This is a genomic window from Weizmannia sp. FSL W8-1119, assembly GCF_038008605.1.
GTDB lineage: Bacteria > Bacillota > Bacilli > Bacillales > Bacillaceae_C > Weizmannia > Weizmannia coagulans.
Genome location: NZ_JBBOZL010000001.1, coordinates 852,687 through 868,252 on the forward strand (window position 1 = coordinate 852,687; position 15,566 = coordinate 868,252).

General features: G+C 49.4%; 13 protein-coding genes. 8 read left to right on the forward strand and 5 right to left on the reverse strand.

Going from position 1 to position 15,566, the window contains the following annotated elements; translation table 11 throughout:
- Nucleotides 1-101: 101 nt before the first annotated feature.
- The 4 genes from NSQ19_RS03945 to NSQ19_RS03960 all read left to right on the forward strand — a co-directional run bounded on the left by NSQ19_RS03945 (nt 102) and on the right by NSQ19_RS03960 (nt 4,386).
- The gene (locus NSQ19_RS03945; protein WP_340702429.1) at nt 102-1,649 is read left to right on the forward strand and encodes a fatty acid--CoA ligase family protein; all 1,548 of its coding nucleotides are present in this window, start codon (nt 102-104) and stop codon (nt 1,647-1,649) included.
- Between the two features lie 380 nt (nt 1,650-2,029).
- Nucleotides 2,030-2,758, forward strand: a complete 729-nt coding sequence (locus tag NSQ19_RS03950; protein ID WP_445798031.1) for an AzlC family ABC transporter permease — start codon at nt 2,030-2,032, stop codon at nt 2,756-2,758.
- Nucleotides 2,755-3,057: an AzlD domain-containing protein gene (locus NSQ19_RS03955; protein ID WP_014095768.1), complete on the forward strand. Its 303-nt coding sequence runs from the start codon at nt 2,755-2,757 to the stop codon at nt 3,055-3,057. The genes NSQ19_RS03950 and NSQ19_RS03955 overlap by 4 nt, the downstream gene beginning before the upstream one ends.
- A gap of 81 nt (nt 3,058-3,138) precedes the next feature.
- On the forward strand, nt 3,139-4,386 hold the full coding sequence (locus NSQ19_RS03960; protein ID WP_340702430.1) for a M48 family metallopeptidase: 1,248 nt from the start codon (nt 3,139-3,141) through the stop codon (nt 4,384-4,386).
- A gap of 128 nt (nt 4,387-4,514) precedes the next feature.
- Here the strand turns inward: NSQ19_RS03960 and NSQ19_RS03965 are convergent, their stop codons facing one another.
- Nucleotides 4,515-4,748 (reverse strand): IDEAL domain-containing protein, encoded by a 234-nt coding sequence (locus tag NSQ19_RS03965; RefSeq protein ID WP_013858750.1) that lies wholly within the window; start codon nt 4,746-4,748, stop codon nt 4,515-4,517.
- A gap of 190 nt (nt 4,749-4,938) precedes the next feature.
- Between NSQ19_RS03965 and NSQ19_RS03970 the strand changes: the two genes are divergently transcribed.
- The 4 genes from NSQ19_RS03970 to addA all read left to right on the forward strand — a co-directional run bounded on the left by NSQ19_RS03970 (nt 4,939) and on the right by addA (nt 13,943).
- On the forward strand, nt 4,939-5,466 hold the full coding sequence (locus tag NSQ19_RS03970) for a competence protein ComK (RefSeq protein ID WP_019721794.1): 528 nt from the start codon (nt 4,939-4,941) through the stop codon (nt 5,464-5,466).
- 127 nt (nt 5,467-5,593) lie between these two features.
- Nucleotides 5,594-6,385, forward strand: coding sequence for a TIGR00266 family protein (locus NSQ19_RS03975; RefSeq protein WP_061566543.1), 792 nt, complete (start codon nt 5,594-5,596; stop codon nt 6,383-6,385).
- Between the two features lie 348 nt (nt 6,386-6,733).
- Nucleotides 6,734-10,237, forward strand: coding sequence for a helicase-exonuclease AddAB subunit AddB (gene addB / locus NSQ19_RS03980; RefSeq protein WP_340702431.1), 3,504 nt, complete (start codon nt 6,734-6,736; stop codon nt 10,235-10,237).
- Nucleotides 10,215-13,943: a helicase-exonuclease AddAB subunit AddA gene (gene addA, locus NSQ19_RS03985; protein ID WP_340702432.1), complete on the forward strand. Its 3,729-nt coding sequence runs from the start codon at nt 10,215-10,217 to the stop codon at nt 13,941-13,943. The genes addB and addA overlap by 23 nt, the downstream gene beginning before the upstream one ends.
- Before the next feature lie 103 nt (nt 13,944-14,046).
- Here the strand turns inward: addA and NSQ19_RS03990 are convergent, their stop codons facing one another.
- The 4 genes from NSQ19_RS03990 to NSQ19_RS04005 are packed head-to-tail and all read right to left on the reverse strand — an operon-like array spanning nt 14,047 to nt 15,509.
- The gene (locus NSQ19_RS03990; protein WP_013858756.1) at nt 14,047-14,265 is read right to left on the reverse strand and encodes a spore germination protein; all 219 of its coding nucleotides are present in this window, start codon (nt 14,263-14,265) and stop codon (nt 14,047-14,049) included.
- Nucleotides 14,266-14,286: 21 nt separating this feature from the next.
- Nucleotides 14,287-14,724, reverse strand: a complete 438-nt coding sequence (locus NSQ19_RS03995) for a spore germination protein GerPE (RefSeq protein ID WP_340702433.1) — start codon at nt 14,722-14,724, stop codon at nt 14,287-14,289.
- Between the two features lie 4 nt (nt 14,725-14,728).
- Nucleotides 14,729-14,908 (reverse strand): hypothetical protein, encoded by a 180-nt coding sequence (locus tag NSQ19_RS04000; protein ID WP_014095760.1) that lies wholly within the window; start codon nt 14,906-14,908, stop codon nt 14,729-14,731.
- Nucleotides 14,883-15,509 (reverse strand): spore germination protein GerPC, encoded by a 627-nt coding sequence (locus NSQ19_RS04005; RefSeq protein WP_265115519.1) that lies wholly within the window; start codon nt 15,507-15,509, stop codon nt 14,883-14,885. Before NSQ19_RS04005 ends, NSQ19_RS04000 begins: the two co-directional genes overlap by 26 nt.
- Nucleotides 15,510-15,566 lie beyond the last annotated feature (57 nt).

Here is a 15,566-nt window from a genome sequence, read left to right on the forward strand (position 1 = left end):
CCAATCGGCAATCCGGGAATTTGTATTGAAATATTTTAATTGTTTTTATATAATAAACGGGTAGAATGAATGATTGTTCACTCAGAAAGGGGAGGGAGAAATTGAATTTACCGTCCAGTTTAAAAAAGATGGCGGAAACAAACGCGGACAAAACAGCTTATATTTTTATGGACCAGCCTGTTACGTACAAGGAACTTGACACGGCCGTTTCAAAGTTTGCGGACGGGCTGAAAAAACTCGGGCTCAAAAAAGGGGATCATATGGCCCTTCTGCTTGGCAATTCACCGCAATTCATAATTGCCTTGTACGGGGCGATGCGGGCCGGCGTGACCACGATACCGGTCAACCCGATTTACACGCCGGAGGAAATCCGCTACATATTGGATAACGGCGATGTGAAAGCAGTTGTGGCGCTTGATTTATTTGCACCGTATGTGGATAAGATCGATGCCCGGCTGCCGAAAGTGGAGCATTACATCATTTGTGAAACCGATCCGGCAAAAGCGGGCAAATATACGCACCCAAAATTGAAATCGTTTTCACGAATACTGGCGGAAAGTTCGGCGTCCGTCGAAGAAGTGCCGCTTTCTGAAGAGGATACGGCGGTTATTTTGTATACGTCCGGAACGACCGGAAAGCCGAAGGGGGCGATGCTCACACATAAAAATTTATATTCGAATGCGAGCGATATTGGCTCCTATTTGAAAATGAGCGCGGATGACCGGGTCATTACGGCGTTGCCGATGTTTCACGTTTTCTGCCTGACGGTTGCCGTGAATGCGCCGCTCATCAGCGGGGCAACGCTGCTCATATTGCCGAAGTTCAGCCCGAAAGAAGTGTTCCGGGTGGCAAGCCGGTACAAAGCAACGATATTTGCCGGCGTGCCGACGATGTACAATTATTTGTTCCAATATGAAGGCGGGGATCCGAAAGACTTCGCCACGCTCAGGCTGTGTATATCCGGCGGCGCTTCTATGCCGGTTGCGCTTCTGAAAAACTTTGAAAAAAAATTCAATGTGCTCATTTCGGAAGGATACGGATTGTCGGAAGCCTCCCCGGTTACCTGCTTCAATCCGCTTGACCGCCCGCGCAAACCGGGATCGATCGGCACCAATATTGTCCATGTTGAAAATAAAGTCGTGGATGAGCTTGGAAATGAGGTGCCTGTCGGCGAAGTCGGCGAACTCGTAGTACGCGGTCCGAACGTGATGAAAGGGTACTATAAAATGCCGGAAGAAACGGCGGCTGCGATCCGGAACGGCTGGCTGCATACCGGCGACATGGCGAAGATGGATGAAGAGGGTTACTTTTATATCGTGGACCGCAAGAAAGATATGGTTATTGTCGGCGGTTTTAATGTGTATCCGCGCGAAGTGGAAGAAGTGCTTTACGACCATCCGGATGTCGTGGAGGTAGCTGCAGTGGGCATCCCTGACCCAAATCAGGGGGAAGCCGTGAAAGTATACGTCGTATCGAAAAACAAAAATCTGACGGAACAGGCATTGCTCGATTACTGCAAAGAACGGCTTGCCAAATACAAAGTCCCGAAAGAAATTGAATTTCTGGAAGAGCTTCCGAAAAACACAACCGGGAAAATTTTGCGCAGGTCTTTAAAAGAACAGCTGCAAAAACAATCGGCCCGGCCATAAAAAACGGAGATACAGAAACTCGTGATTGGAAAACCGCGGCTTAACACTTGCTTCCCGGGAAAATCGCAATATGGAAGTAGGGATTGCAAAAACCCTTTAAAAAACCGGCAGTAACCGGCAAAGAACGCTTGAAAGCCAATCAGATAAAATCCGCTCTCGGAGCGGGAAGCCGTTCGAAAGCCCGAAAGAAACGGCGGGACACCACCATTCATCGTGTCCCGCCGTTTTTTTTATTGCATCTTTCTTGATAAACAACACTTTTTCAGTGCCCTTCTGAACGAAAAGCCAGATTTTTGGCATCTTGTTAGAAAAACAGACAAGGCGTATAATAGGAAAATATAAGAATATTGATAATCATTTCAAAGCTGGGGGGATAAAAGTTGGACGCAGCATCCATGGCAGAGGAAAAAACAGGCAGTTTTAAACCCGGGCTGCAGGCAGGCGCAAGCATTGCGATCGGATACTTTCCCATTGCCCTCACATTCGGCCTGTTGTCTAAAACAACCGGCCTGACGCTGATAGAGACTGTGCTGATGAGCCTGATTGTTTATGCCGGCGCCAGCCAGTATATGGGTTTAAGTTTGATTGCTGCCGGCACAAGCCCGTTTGTCATTATCCTGACCACCTTTGTCGTCAACATCCGCCATTTTCTCATGACTGCCGCTTTGAGCCAAAAAGTGGAAGAACAAAGCAAATGGAAACGCGGATTGTTTGCGTTCGGCATTACGGATGAAACTTTCTCGGTGCTCGCCACACGGAACGGAAAAATACCGATCGGTTACGGATTTGGCGTCACTTTTATCGCTTATGCCAGTTGGGTAGTGAGTTCCGGGATCGGGTATATGATCGGAGCCAACCTGCCGCAATTTTTGCAGGCAAGCATGACGGTTGCCTTATATGCGATGTTTATTGGCCTCCTTGTCCCGTCTTTGAAAAAAAGTGTGAAAGTCCTTTTCCTTGCCGCCCTTTCAGCAGTGTTCAACAGCATTTTTACCGGGTACGGCGTCATGGAGGAAGGCTGGTCCATCATCGTATCCACTTTGTTGTCGGCTGTTTTGGTCGAAATGGCGGAAACATACAAACGGAAAAAGCGGGTGAAAGAAAAATGAGCACCATCCTCCTCGTGATTATCGGCATGGGCATCGTGACGTTTTTGCCGCGGATGCTGCCGCTCGTCCTTTTGCAAAACAAAACGCTGCCGCCCTTTTTGGAAGGCATTTTAAAAAATGTTCCGTACGCGATTTTAGGCGCCTTGATTTTTCCAAAAGTGTTTTTGATCCAAAAAGATCCGCTGTTCGGGGTAATCGGCGCGGGAACGGCCATCCTCCTCGCGTTCATCGGCGCGAATGTCATCATTGTCGTGCTCGGGGCGATTGCGGTGTTGAGCTTTTATTCTTTTCTGTTTTAAGGCAAAGCCGTATTGGCTGTTCTAAATGCCTTTTTCCTTGGCTACATATATAGAAGAGGACAAGGAAGGAGTGCATGTGGAGTGAAGATGAAGTGGGCGCTGCGGGCGATTGCGGCATACGTTTTGTTCGGCCTTTTGATGTACTGGTATTTGTTTTATTACGCCGATGCTGCTCTTCCCGCCCAATATAAAGGGACAGCCGCAGATCCCGCTACTTTTATGAGCGGCCGCCAATTGTTTCTAAGCGAAGAATACTCAAAAATCAGGAATCTGCTTTTTTTCCTGTCCGTGCCATATGAGTGGTTGTTTTATTTTTTGGTGCTTGTGCTTGGTATTTCCAAAATGTTTGAAAAATGGGCGGCGGCAGTTTCACATATCCGCCTGATTCAAACCGCGGTTTATTTCTTTTGGTTTTCGCTTGCAGCCTTTTTGTTTACCTTTCCGTTCGATTATTTGTCCCATCGTTTTTCAAAAGCGTACGGCATTTCCGCCCAAAATTTTGCAGGATGGATGAAAGATGAACTGACCGATTTCTGGGTGAATTTTGCCATCATGTTTGCTGTCGTCGCAGTATTGTACGCCCTGATGAAAAAATTCCGGCGGAAATGGTGGCTCCCGGCCTGGCTGCTTTCCATTCCTTTTACGGTGTTTATGATGTTTATCCAGCCGGTCGTGATTGACCCGCTGTATAACGATTTTTATCCGTTAAAAGATAAGGCGCTGGAGGCGAAAATTCTGGCGCTTGCGGAAAAAGCGCAAATTCCCGCTGACCATGTGTACGAAGTGAATATGTCGGAAAAAACAAACGCCCTGAATGCTTACGTCACCGGCATCGGCTCCAACTCAAGAATCGTGCTCTGGGACACGACCCTCAACCGTATGGATGATAAAGAAATTTTATTCGTGATGGCACACGAGATGGGGCATTATGTGGAAAAACATATATATTTCGGCATCGCGGGCTATATGTTGATGATGCTCATCGGGCTGTGGCTGGTTGCCAGGTGGATGAATGCGGTTGGGCGTTGGAAAGGAAGCGGGCGGTGGATGTCCGGGGTTTCCAGTATCAGCTCGCTGCCTTTATTTCTGCTTATTTCCTCGGTTCTGCTCTTTGCGTCGAGCCCGCTTGACAACTGGGCATCGCGCTACCAGGAAATGCGGGCGGACCGTTATGCCGTACAGATGACGCATGATAAAAAGTCCGGCATTGAAACGTTCCAAATTTTAACAAAAGCGGGTTTAAGCGAAGTCAATCCGCCGCTTCTCGTCAAAATATTTCGCTATGACCATCCGACAATACTGGAGCGGATCCGCATGCTGGAAGAATAAGGAATACTGAAAGTGCAGCAGGCGCGGCCTGTTCCGGGCAAAAATCTTTTGGCCGCGCCCTGCACCTGCCATTTTTATGCAAAAGAAAAGCCATGCAAACGGGCCGGGCCTGTTTGCATGGCCTGTATTTATCCAAATTGCAGGTTGATTTTTTTAAGTTCGTTCGTTAAATGCATGAACTGCTCCTCATCGCGGAGATCAAGTACATGGTCAATTTTTCTTAATAACTCTTCTCTTTTTTTGTTCAGCAGGATCTCATTCAGCAACATGTCCGTGTAAATGTGTTCCACAAATTTCTCCATCTGAATCCGGGACTTCGGGCTTTCTTTCGGCACGTCAGAGAAAGATTTTTTGTTTTCCATGTATGATCACCTTTTTCGCTTTTTTTTATTATACAGAGCATTTCAATAAAAAGCAATGTAAAAATTGAATTTTTCTGAAACGATTAACAAAGAAAAAAATGCATATTTTTAAAAAAAGTACTAGAAATGTAGGAAGATTGTACTATAATAGAGAGTGGATCATGAGAAAAATAAAATGGGGGAATGCATTATGCAACATGGACAATTGGACATTCATCCAAACACGATTGCGCTGATTCCTTGTCAGGAGGGGGGAGAAAAAGGGACCAAAATATTGGAAGTGGATCGGGAACGATTTGTGCCGGAACTTCCCCTGAATATCGTGAAAAAAAGCTGCAAATACTTTGGAAGCGATTACGAAGGAAGAAAAAATGCGACAAAAAGCCTGATTCATGTCCGGCACAAGCCGCCGATCCTCGTCGATCCCCATACAGCTACCATACTTTTTCCAACAAAATCGCCCAGCCAGCCGGATTGTATTTGGCTGATCTCCGGGCATATTAAAGACCACACCCCAGAAGGCAAAAAAACTGAAGTGGTTTTTTCAAACAATCAATCACTCGTGTTGCCAATCAGCTATGGATCGTTTATCAATCAGTACCATAAAGCGGCTGCTTTGCAGGTTGCATATGAAATCAACATCCGACGCTCCCGGATGCAATTCTTGAAACAACAGGGATACAGGGCGATGGAAGACAGCGGGCTGTATTGGATTTAAGCCTGGCAGGGAAGGGGGGTCCCTGCCTTTTCGTCCAATAAAACGAACGCTGCACGGGAAATAAAAATGAAACATTGCGAACTGCAAGTCCGTATACAGGGGGAGTGCATTTTGAGGAGGTAGGGAAATGAACAACCACGATATTGATTTTAAACTGGTCGGGGACGACATGCAGTTTGTTGAAGTAGAACTCGACCCGCAGGAGACCGTCATTGCCGAGGCCGGCAGCTTGATGATGATGGAAGACGGCATCCGGATGGAAACGATTTTTGGCGACGGCTCGGGCGGCCAGGGCGGCGGCATTATGGGAAAACTGTTCTCTGCAGGAAAACGGCTGATCACCGGTGAGAGCCTGTTTATGACCGCCTTTACAAACGAAGCCCGTGATAAAAAGCATGCAGCGTTTGCAGCGCCGTATCCGGGCAAGATTGTGCCGATGGATTTAAGCGAACTGGGCGGGAAAATCATTTGCCAGAAAGATGCATTTTTGGCAGCGGCAAAAGGGGTCTCAGTCGGCATTGAATTTCAGCGGAAACTCGGAACCGGATTTTTCGGCGGGGAAGGGTTTATCATGCAGAAGCTTGAGGGAGACGGCTTTGCCTTTATCCACGCTGGCGGCACGATCCAGAAACGCGAGCTCGCACCCGGCGAAATATTGAGGGTGGATACAGGCTGTCTTGTCGCCATGTCAAAGACGGTAGATTATGACATTGAATTTGTCAAAGGGATCAAAACAGCCCTTTTTGGGGGAGAGGGCCTGTTCTTTGCCACTTTGCGCGGGCCGGGGTCGGTCTGGGTGCAGTCGCTGCCATTCAGCCGCCTGGCTAGCCGCGTATTTGCCGCAATGCCGGCAGCGGGCGGTTCGAAAGATGAAGGCAGCATGGCAAAAGGCTTGTTTAATTTGTTTGACGGGGATTAAGAGGTGTAAAAGCACTGCATTTTGCGGGACGTTTCCCGGAACAGGCAGTGCTTTTTTTTCGGCATTATACGTCTGGAAGCAGGAGCGCGCCCTGATGGCGGTTCGCGGCCCCGTCCGGACGGGAAGGGCATCCGGATTGGATAGGAAGGATTTTTCCGGGGGCGGGAACAGGCAGTGTTTTACGTGGAAGCGGGCATCCCCCGGCAGAAAAAAACAGGAAGCATATTTTTTAGGCAAAAATGCTTGATTCATAGCACAATATCCGTTACAATAAAAGAACAAATGTTCCTTGTCCGGCATCTTTCCGGATATGGGGGCCAATGAGCTCATCAAAAGGAAGTGAACCAATTGTCCCTTCGATTTATTACCGGGCGCCCCGGGACAGGAAAGACAACTTTCATCCAACGTGAAATCAGGCAGAAACTGCTTGGCGATCCGGGCGGGGCACCGCTCATTTACCTTGTTCCGGAGCAAATGACTTTTTTATCGGAAACACGGCTTGCGCATGAACCTGAACTGGGCGGGATGATCCGTGCCCAGGTGTACAGTTTTACGCGCCTTGCCTGGAAAATATTGCAGGAAGTCGGCGGGATCAGCCGTACCCATGTATCGAGCAGCGGATTAAATATGCTCATTCGGAAAATTTTGGAAGACCAAAAAGAAGAACTGTCGGTTTTCACGCGGGCGGCGGATAAGACGGGCTTTATTGACAATGTCGAACGCATTCTGACTGAGTTCAAACGGTTTTGCGTCTCGCCCGCACAGCTTCAGGAAAAACGCGCCTCAATCGGGGAAGCGGACGGGGGAAGAGTGCTTTCCGACAAGCTGCACGATTTGGAACGCGTATATCAGGCATATGAGCAAAAGCTGGAAGGCAAATACATTGATTCAGAAGATTACTTAAGGCTGCTTGCTTCTGCCATTGAAAAATCGCGCTATCTCCAAGATGCGGAAATTTATATAGACGGGTTCCATACTTTTAACCCGCAGGAATACCTGGTGATCGGGGAACTCTTGAAAAAATGCCGCCGCGTTACGGTTGCGCTCACAACGGACCGGGCTTTCCGCGGGAGGCAGCCGGATGATTTATACTTGTTCCGGATGCCGGGAGAAGCCTATGCACATATCTATGAACTGGCGCGCGCCTTTCAAATTGAAACGGAAGAAGACGTGGCGCTGTATGAACCGGCCCGTTTCAGGCATGAAAGTTTGCGCTTTTTGCAGTCCCGGTTTGAAGAACTGCCGTTTCCTTCTTTTCCGGGGGAAAGCAGCATCGAGATCTGGCAGGCGAACAACCGGCGGGCGGAAATCGAAGGCGTTGCCCGTTCTATCCGTGAAGCCGTCATGGAAGGCAGCTGCCGTTACCGTGATATTGCCATCCTTGTCCGCAACGGGGAGGCCTATCAGGATTTAATCGAAACGGTTTTTTACGATTATGATGTGCCGTATTTTATCGACAGAAAACGGCCGATGCTGAACCATCCGCTCATTGAACTGATCCGTTCGACTTTGGAAATCATCCGCGGCAACTGGCGTTATGAACCGGTTTTCCGTGCCATCAAAACAGAATTGCTGTTTCCGCCTGGAGATGCCCGCACGTTGCGTGAAAAAATGGACCGGCTTGAAAACTATTGCCTGGCTTACGGCATCCAGGGAGAACGCTGGACGAGCAGAAAAAGATGGGAATATAGGCGGATCCGAGGCCTCGAACTGGAAAACCTTCCGCAAACGGATGAGGAAAGAAAAATCGAACAGGAACTGAATGAACTCAGGCTTCTGGTCACAGCGCCGATTTTGCGCCTGTCGCGGCGTTTGAAGCGCGCCCGCACCGGAAAAGCGCTTTGCGAAGCGTTGTATCTTTATCTCGAAGAATTGGAGATTCCGGAAAAACTGGAAGCGCTCCGGCTTGAAAAGGAAGAAGCGGGGGATCTTGTTGCTGCCAGGGAACACGACCAGGCATGGGATGAAGTCATGGGCGTTTTGGACCAGTATGTTGAAATCCTTGGCGATGGACCTGCTGATGTTGGGAAATTCTCTGCCATTATGGAAACCGGGCTTGAGTCATTAAAATTTTCCATTGTTCCACCGGCTTTGGACCAGGTGCTCGTGGCGAATCTGGAACAGTCCCGGCTGTCCGATGTCAAACTGGCGTTTATTATCGGGGCCAATGACGGGATCATGCCGGCGAAAATTTCCGAAGATGGCGTTTTAAATGATGAAGAGCGTGAATATTTGCGGCTGGAAGGGCTTGAAATCATGCCCGGCAGCAAAAGGCGCCTGCTGGACGAAGAATTTATTTTCTACCGGGCATTGACGACGCCGTCTGAAAAACTGGTTCTCTCTTTTCCGCTTGCCGATGAGGAAGGGAAAGCATTGCTGCCGTCCCCGTTCATCAACCGGATAGAGGACATGTTCCCGGCCCGCGGCGGCGGATTATGGGTAAATGACCCGGCGGAACTGGAAGAGAAACAGCAAGCCGCATACATTTCCCATCCGGCGGCTGCTATTGCTTTTGTCACTTCGCAGCTGCAGCTGAAAAAAAGAGGGTATCCCATGGCCGACTTCTGGTGGGATACGTATAACTTTTATATGGAGAACCCGGAATGGAAAAATCGGGCAGCCCATGCTTTTTCCAGTTTGTTTTACCAAAACAAAGCCCGGAAGCTCTCCGAAAAAACGAGCCGGGAACTGTACGGCGACCATATCCTTGCCAGCGTATCGAGAATGGAGCAGTTTTTCGCCTGCCCGTTTTCCCATTTTTCGACATACGGGCTGAGGCTGCGGGAACGGGATGTGTTCCGCCTTGATGCGCCGAATATCGGGGATCTTTTCCACGGCGCATTGAAATGGATTTCCGATACCCTGCAGCGCGAAGGCATTCCGTGGTCAGAGATGACAAAGCAGCAAAGCATGGAGCTTGCAAAAGCGGCAGTGGACGACCTTGCCCCAAAATTGCAGCATCAAATCCTGCTCAGTTCGAAACGCTACCAATATATTAAAAGGAAACTGGAACAGGTTGTCGGAAGGGCTTCTTATATTTTAAGCGTCCATGCGAAACGAAGCGGCTTTGAACCGGTCGCGATGGAACTCGCTTTCGGGCCGAAAAAAGAGCTTCCGCCGCTTTCATTTACATTGAAAAACGGGGCGAAAATGGAGCTGCAGGGCCGGATTGACCGTGTCGACAAGGCAGAAAGCGAAAACGGTGTGTACGTCAGGATCATCGATTACAAATCAAGCGCGCACAAGCTTGATTTGACAAATGTGTATTACGGCCTTGACCTGCAAATGCTCACCTATCTGGATCTCATTATGACGTATTCGAAACAGCTGACAGGTGAAGAAACGATTCCGGCGGGCGTTTTGTATTTCCATCTTCATGATCCGCTGATTTCGGCGGAAAAAATGCTGACGGCTGAAGAAATTGAAGAAGAAATTTTAAAAGACTTCCGGATGCGGGGGCTGTTGCTGGACAGCCCGGAAGTGATCACATTGATGGACCAGTCGCTTGAATCCGGCAACAGTGCGATTGTGTCGGCAGGTTTGAAAAAGGACGGCCAATTAACGGCCCGGTCCGAAGTGGCAAGCAAAGAAGACTTTGAAGCGATCCGCAGCTATGTGCGCAACATTTACACAGAGGCCGGCAATGCGATCCTGTCCGGCACGACGGATATCGCGCCTTATAAAATAAAAAAACAGGCGGCGTGCACATTCTGCCCGTTCCGTTCAGTCTGCCAGTTTGACCAGTCGATGGAAGAGAACAATTACCGCCTCATTCACCCGGAAAAACCGGAAGAAATCCTCGCCAAAATGAGAAAGGAGCGCAGAACAGATGAAAACAGCCATTCCGGATAAACCGGCGAATGCCGTCTGGACGGATGACCAATGGAAAGCCGTCATGGCAAAAGGGCAGGACATCCTCGTCGCGGCGGCTGCCGGTTCAGGAAAAACAGCCGTGCTCGTGGAAAGAATTATCCAAAAAATATTGGATGATCACGATCCGCTCGACATTGATGAACTGCTCATTGTCACTTTTACCAATGCCGCGGCTGCGGAAATGCGCCACCGCATCGGTAAAGCGATCGAGGAGGCGATCAGCAGCCGCCCGGATTCGCATCATTTGCGGAAACAGCTGAGCCTGCTGAATAAAGCGCCGATTTCCACGCTGCACGCCTTCTGCCTTGAAGTGATCCGAAAATATTATTATTTGATTGACATCGACCCCGGATTCAGGATCGCCGATGATACAGAAGCCGAACTTCTGCGCGATGAAGTGCTGGATGACCTCTTTGAAGCGGAGTATGCGAAAGAGGGAAATGACCTGTTTTACCGCACAGTGGATACATTTTCAAACGACCGCAGTGATGACGAGCTCCAGCATCTGATCCGGAAGCTTTACGACTTTTCCCGTTCCCATCCGGATCCGTCTGCATGGCTTGATAAAATGGTCGAAATGTATGATGCCGGGGATGTGGAAGAGGTGGACAGCCTTCCGTTTATGGCAGCGGTGAAAGAAGATATCCACCTCCAGCTGCAGGCTGCAAAAGACATGCTGGAGGAAGCGTATGGGCTTGCTTTAGAGCCGGGCGGGCCTGCGCCAAGGGCGGAAAATTATCTAGATGACATAAAAATTGCAGACAGATTGCTTGCGGCCATTCACGGTCCCTGGCAGGGGCTTTATGAAGAAATGAATGCATGGCACTTTACACGCGCCAAAGCGTGCAAAGGGGAGGCATATGAAGAGGAACTCGTTAAAGCGGCCGATGATTTGCGGAAATCTGCAAAGAAAACACTTGAAGGTTTAAAAAAAGACTTTTTCTCAAGGAAGCCGGCGTCTTTCCTGAAAGACATGCAGGAAATGCGGCCGGTGATTGCGGAACTTAGAACGCTCGTGAAAAAATTTGCGGACGCATACGGCGCAGTAAAAGCGGAAAAAGGGATCGTCGATTTTTCGGACTTGGAGCATTTTTGCCTGGACATTCTTGCTAAAAAAAATGAAGACGGCGCCCTCATCCCATCAGAAGCGGCCAAAGCTTACCGGCAGCAATTTAAAGAAGTGCTGATTGACGAATATCAGGATTGTAATATGGTGCAGGAAACGATCATGAATCTTGTGGCAAAAGGGGCGGGATTTGACGGCAACCGGTTTATGGTCGGAGACGTAAAACAAAGCATCTACCGGTTCCGGCTTGCTGAGCCGAACCTGTTTTTAAAAAAGTACCGGGATTTTGATCCGGAAGGCCGGGATGCAGGCCTCAGAATCGACTTGTCGAAAAACTTCCGCAGCCGCAAAGAAATTCTCGACGGCACGAATTTTATTTTTAAACAAATCATGGGCCTAAAGGTGGGCGAGATTGTCTATGACAGCCAGGCTGCACTTGTGGCAGGCGCATCTTATCCGGAAGGGGATCATCCGGTCAAAGTGGCATTGATTGACCAGGCCGATGAAGCCATCGAGGAGGAAGACGCACCGGATGAAGAAACGCTGGACCGGGCCGAACTGGAACAATCCCAGCTTGAAGCCCGTTACCTTGCCCGTGAAATAAAAAAACTGATCGGCGAAGAACAGGTTTACAATCCGAAGACTGGCACATTCCGCCCGATCCGGTATAAAGATATCGTTATCCTGATGCGTTCCATGGCATGGGCGCCAGCTATAATGGAAGAATTGAAACAGGCGGGCATCCCGTTGTACACGGAACTTTCAACCGGTTATTTTGACGCGACGGAAGTATCCATCATGCTTTCTTTATTAAAAGTAATTGACAACCCGTATCAGGACATTCCGCTTGCAGTCGTGCTCCGTTCCCCGATTGTCGGGCTCGATGAAGAAGCGCTTGCCCTTATCCGCATTCATGAAAAGCGGGGTCCGTATTATGAAGCGGTGAAAAAATTTATAGCAGACCGGCCGGATCCTGAGGAAGAAGAAGCGCATGAGAAAGTGTCCAGATTCATGGAAAAATTGTCGGTGTGGCGGTCTATTGCAAGGCAGGGGGATTTGTCCTCCCTCATTTGGCAGCTGTACCGGGATACGCAGTTTTATGATTTTGCCGGCGGACTGCCCGGAGGAAAGCAGCGGCAGGCCAATTTGCGGGCTTTGTATGACCGGGCCCGGCAATATGAAGAAACGTCTTTCAGGGGGCTGTTCCGGTTTTTGCGTTTTATCGAACGCATGCAGGAGCGCGGGGATGACCTCGGAACAGCGAGGGCATTGAGCGAACAGGAAGATGTTGTCCGCCTGATGACCATCCATGCAAGCAAAGGGCTCGAGTTCCCGGTCGTGTTCGTGGCAGGCCTCAACAGGAAATTTAATATGCGCGATATCAGCCAGGCATTTCTTCTTGATAAAGATTTCGGGTTCGCCTCAAAGTACATTCATCCGGAAAAACGGATCACATATCCTTCCTTGCCGCAGCTTGCTTTTAAAAGAAAGAAAAAGCTGGAAATGCTGGCTGAAGAAATGCGCGTCTTGTATGTCGCGCTCACAAGGGCAAAAGAAAAACTGTATTTGGTCGGGACGGTGAAAAATCTGGGCAAGCGCCTGGAAAAATGGGGGAAAACGAGGCGGCAGGAAGGCTGGCTGATGCCAGACCATCTGCGCGCAGCGGCCGGCACTTATTTGGACTGGATCATCCCTTCGCTTAGCAGGCATGCGGACGGAACAGCGCTTTTCGGGGATGCCGGCCGGGTGGTGCTGGATGATCCGTCCAAATGGCAGATCGCCGTTTTGCCGAAAGAACAGTTTGCCGATATCCAGGAACCGGAACAAGAAGGGGAAGCAGACTGGCAGCATCAAGTGAAAGCCGGCCTCCCGGTTGCGGCGGAGTCCGCATATAAAGCGCAAGTTTTCGGGCGCTTAAGTTTCCGGTACCGCAATGAGCCGGCAACATTCCGGCGTGCCAAACAATCGGTATCGGAATTGAAACGGATGCATGAAGAGCATGACGAAACGAATGGCACCCGGTTTATTCCGAATGCGGAAAAACATATCTTTGACCGCCCCCGTTTTATGCAGGAAAAATCGATTACGCCGGCTGAACGCGGGACAGCGATGCATATGGTGATGCAGCATATCCCGTTTGATGCGCCCCCGACTTATGCTTCCGTTGAGGCGCTGGTTGAAGAGATGGTGAAACAGGAGCTGCTCACGGAAGAACAGGCGGATGCCATTGCGGCTGAACAGCTTGTCCGCTTTTTTGAAACGGATATTGGCCGCCGTGTCCTTGCAGCCGGCCGGGTGATGCGGGAAATGCCGTTCAGTTTATCCGTTCCCGCGGCGGAAATTTACCGGGATCCATCCCTTGCGGAAGAACATGTCCTTATCCAGGGCATATTTGATTGCGTGGCAGAGGAAAAAGACGGCCTCGTATTGCTCGATTTTAAGACAGACAATATCCACGGCAGGTTTAAAGGCGGATTTGAAGAAGCAGAGCCTGTCCTGCGCAAACGTTATGAAGTCCAGCTTGCCCTTTACTCAAGGGCGCTGGAAACCATTTTAAAGAAAAAGGTAAAAGAACAATACTTGTATTTCTTTGATGGCGGGCATCTTCTCCAAATTTAATCAAGAATGGGCCCTCCTTTAAGGGGGACCCATTTTTGCTATCGCTAATGCAACATATAAAGGCAACGAAGCAGCGGCAAATTTGCCTGCCCTTTCCGCCTTCTTAATGGTTTCCTGCTGATGGCTGGTCGACAACACTGCCGTTAGCCGTATTGTTTGCACTGAGCGCGTTGTTTGTAATGACAAATGCGGAAGTGGAAAGCGAACCGGAGCCGGTAGATGTTTTTGAACTTGTTTTCGGGGAGATGACAGCTGTGTCTCCAAAATGGACGATGCCGCTTCCAACATTATAAATTTGTAACGGGCCTACAATGGCCGGCATTTTGATCACCTGCTTTCCGGATTAATCTGGCATGGCGCTGCTTTCCTGGCTGACGGCAACGGTGCGCGGGGGAATGCGGCTGCCAAGCTTAAGAATATTCGGGTCCAGCTGTCGGGTATGGTGGACCCTTGATTCAAGGGCGATTGATTTAGTGCTTCCGATTTGCATGACGGTTGAAGTCGACATCCCGATGATATCTACATTCGAAACTTTTATGACCGGATTTTCTTGGTAAACCTGAAACCGGATTTGTTCTGTTACCGGCGGAATCGGAACGGCCAGGCTGAAAATGGGAAAAGTTTGAAACGGCGCTTCAAATCCGTAGTACAATTCCTGCTGGCGCTGGATCGCAAGGACGGTGGCAGACATCTGGATCCGCTCGGAGTCTCCAACAATAACGTTCGATCCAAATATGACGGTTTTGACCCGGAGCGTATCCACAAAGGAGTTTCTTTGCATTCTGCTATCCCCTCGGCACAAACGGCACGTACGGGCTGATAATCAGGGATTCCGGCGGCGTATCAAAGGCCGCTCCCTGCTGAATCGTTTCCGTATCGCCAATCAGGAAAACCGAGGCACTTGAAATTCCGATAATTTGGACATAATCCACACAGATTTCACGATTTGTGACGTTCAGTTCCATCGCTGGCACCTCCGTTCATTTGCGGCGGCAGATGGGAAATAAACACTTGTACGGCATGCGCCATATCCGCCTTGATTTGCCCGAGCAATTTGTCAAACCATTCGCCTTCAACGGGCCCGGTCGGATTGATCTGGTTGATATAATAATCAATGCGCTGCGGAAGTTGGTTTTTCAAGTCATTTTTTATAAAATTATGATATTCTTGATTTAGGCGGACTTTGAATTGCTGCTCATTGTTGGTGATCGTTGTTGGGAGTTCTTTTTCCAAATATTCCATCAGTTTTTCGGTAAGCGCCTGCTTTAAAGCAGCACGGTGTTCATTGTTGGCATGGGGGATGCCCTGCGTTTGGGGGATGGCGGCATCCTCTATGCTGGACAGGTCAGACGGATTAATGCCGATATTCAAGGTGCCATCCAGTGTTTCGATTTTCAGCTGGTCAAATGCATATTCGATCCGGTCCACCCGGACAGGCGGCCTTGCTTTCAGCTGCTCAATCTCCTCCATGAGGGAGGCAAGCGTCTTTTCCATTTTCGCCAACTTCGCTTCATGGTGTTGAAAGTATTGGTAAAGCTGCCGGAGTTCGGCAAAAAGGTCTGGCATTCAAAAACCCCCTTCTGGCTTAAAGCCCGACAGTGACCGCCGGCTTGGATCGGAACG

Coding starts and splice junctions, on each gene's coding strand:
- NSQ19_RS03970 (WP_019721794.1), top strand. CDS start 4,939: ATGCAACATGGACAATTGGACATTCATCCAAACACGATTGCGCTGATT.
- NSQ19_RS04005 (WP_265115519.1), bottom strand. CDS start 15,509: ATGCCAGACCTTTTTGCCGAACTCCGGCAGCTTTACCAATACTTTCAA.
- NSQ19_RS03965 (WP_013858750.1), bottom strand. CDS start 4,748: ATGGAAAACAAAAAATCTTTCTCTGACGTGCCGAAAGAAAGCCCGAAG.
- NSQ19_RS03955 (WP_014095768.1), top strand. CDS start 2,755: ATGAGCACCATCCTCCTCGTGATTATCGGCATGGGCATCGTGACGTTT.
- NSQ19_RS03975 (WP_061566543.1), top strand. CDS start 5,594: ATGAACAACCACGATATTGATTTTAAACTGGTCGGGGACGACATGCAG.
- NSQ19_RS03995 (WP_340702433.1), bottom strand. CDS start 14,724: ATGCAAAGAAACTCCTTTGTGGATACGCTCCGGGTCAAAACCGTCATA.
- NSQ19_RS03990 (WP_013858756.1), bottom strand. CDS start 14,265: ATGCCGGCCATTGTAGGCCCGTTACAAATTTATAATGTTGGAAGCGGC.
- addA (WP_340702432.1), top strand. CDS start 10,215: ATGAAAACAGCCATTCCGGATAAACCGGCGAATGCCGTCTGGACGGAT.
- NSQ19_RS04000 (WP_014095760.1), bottom strand. CDS start 14,908: ATGGAACTGAACGTCACAAATCGTGAAATCTGTGTGGATTATGTCCAA.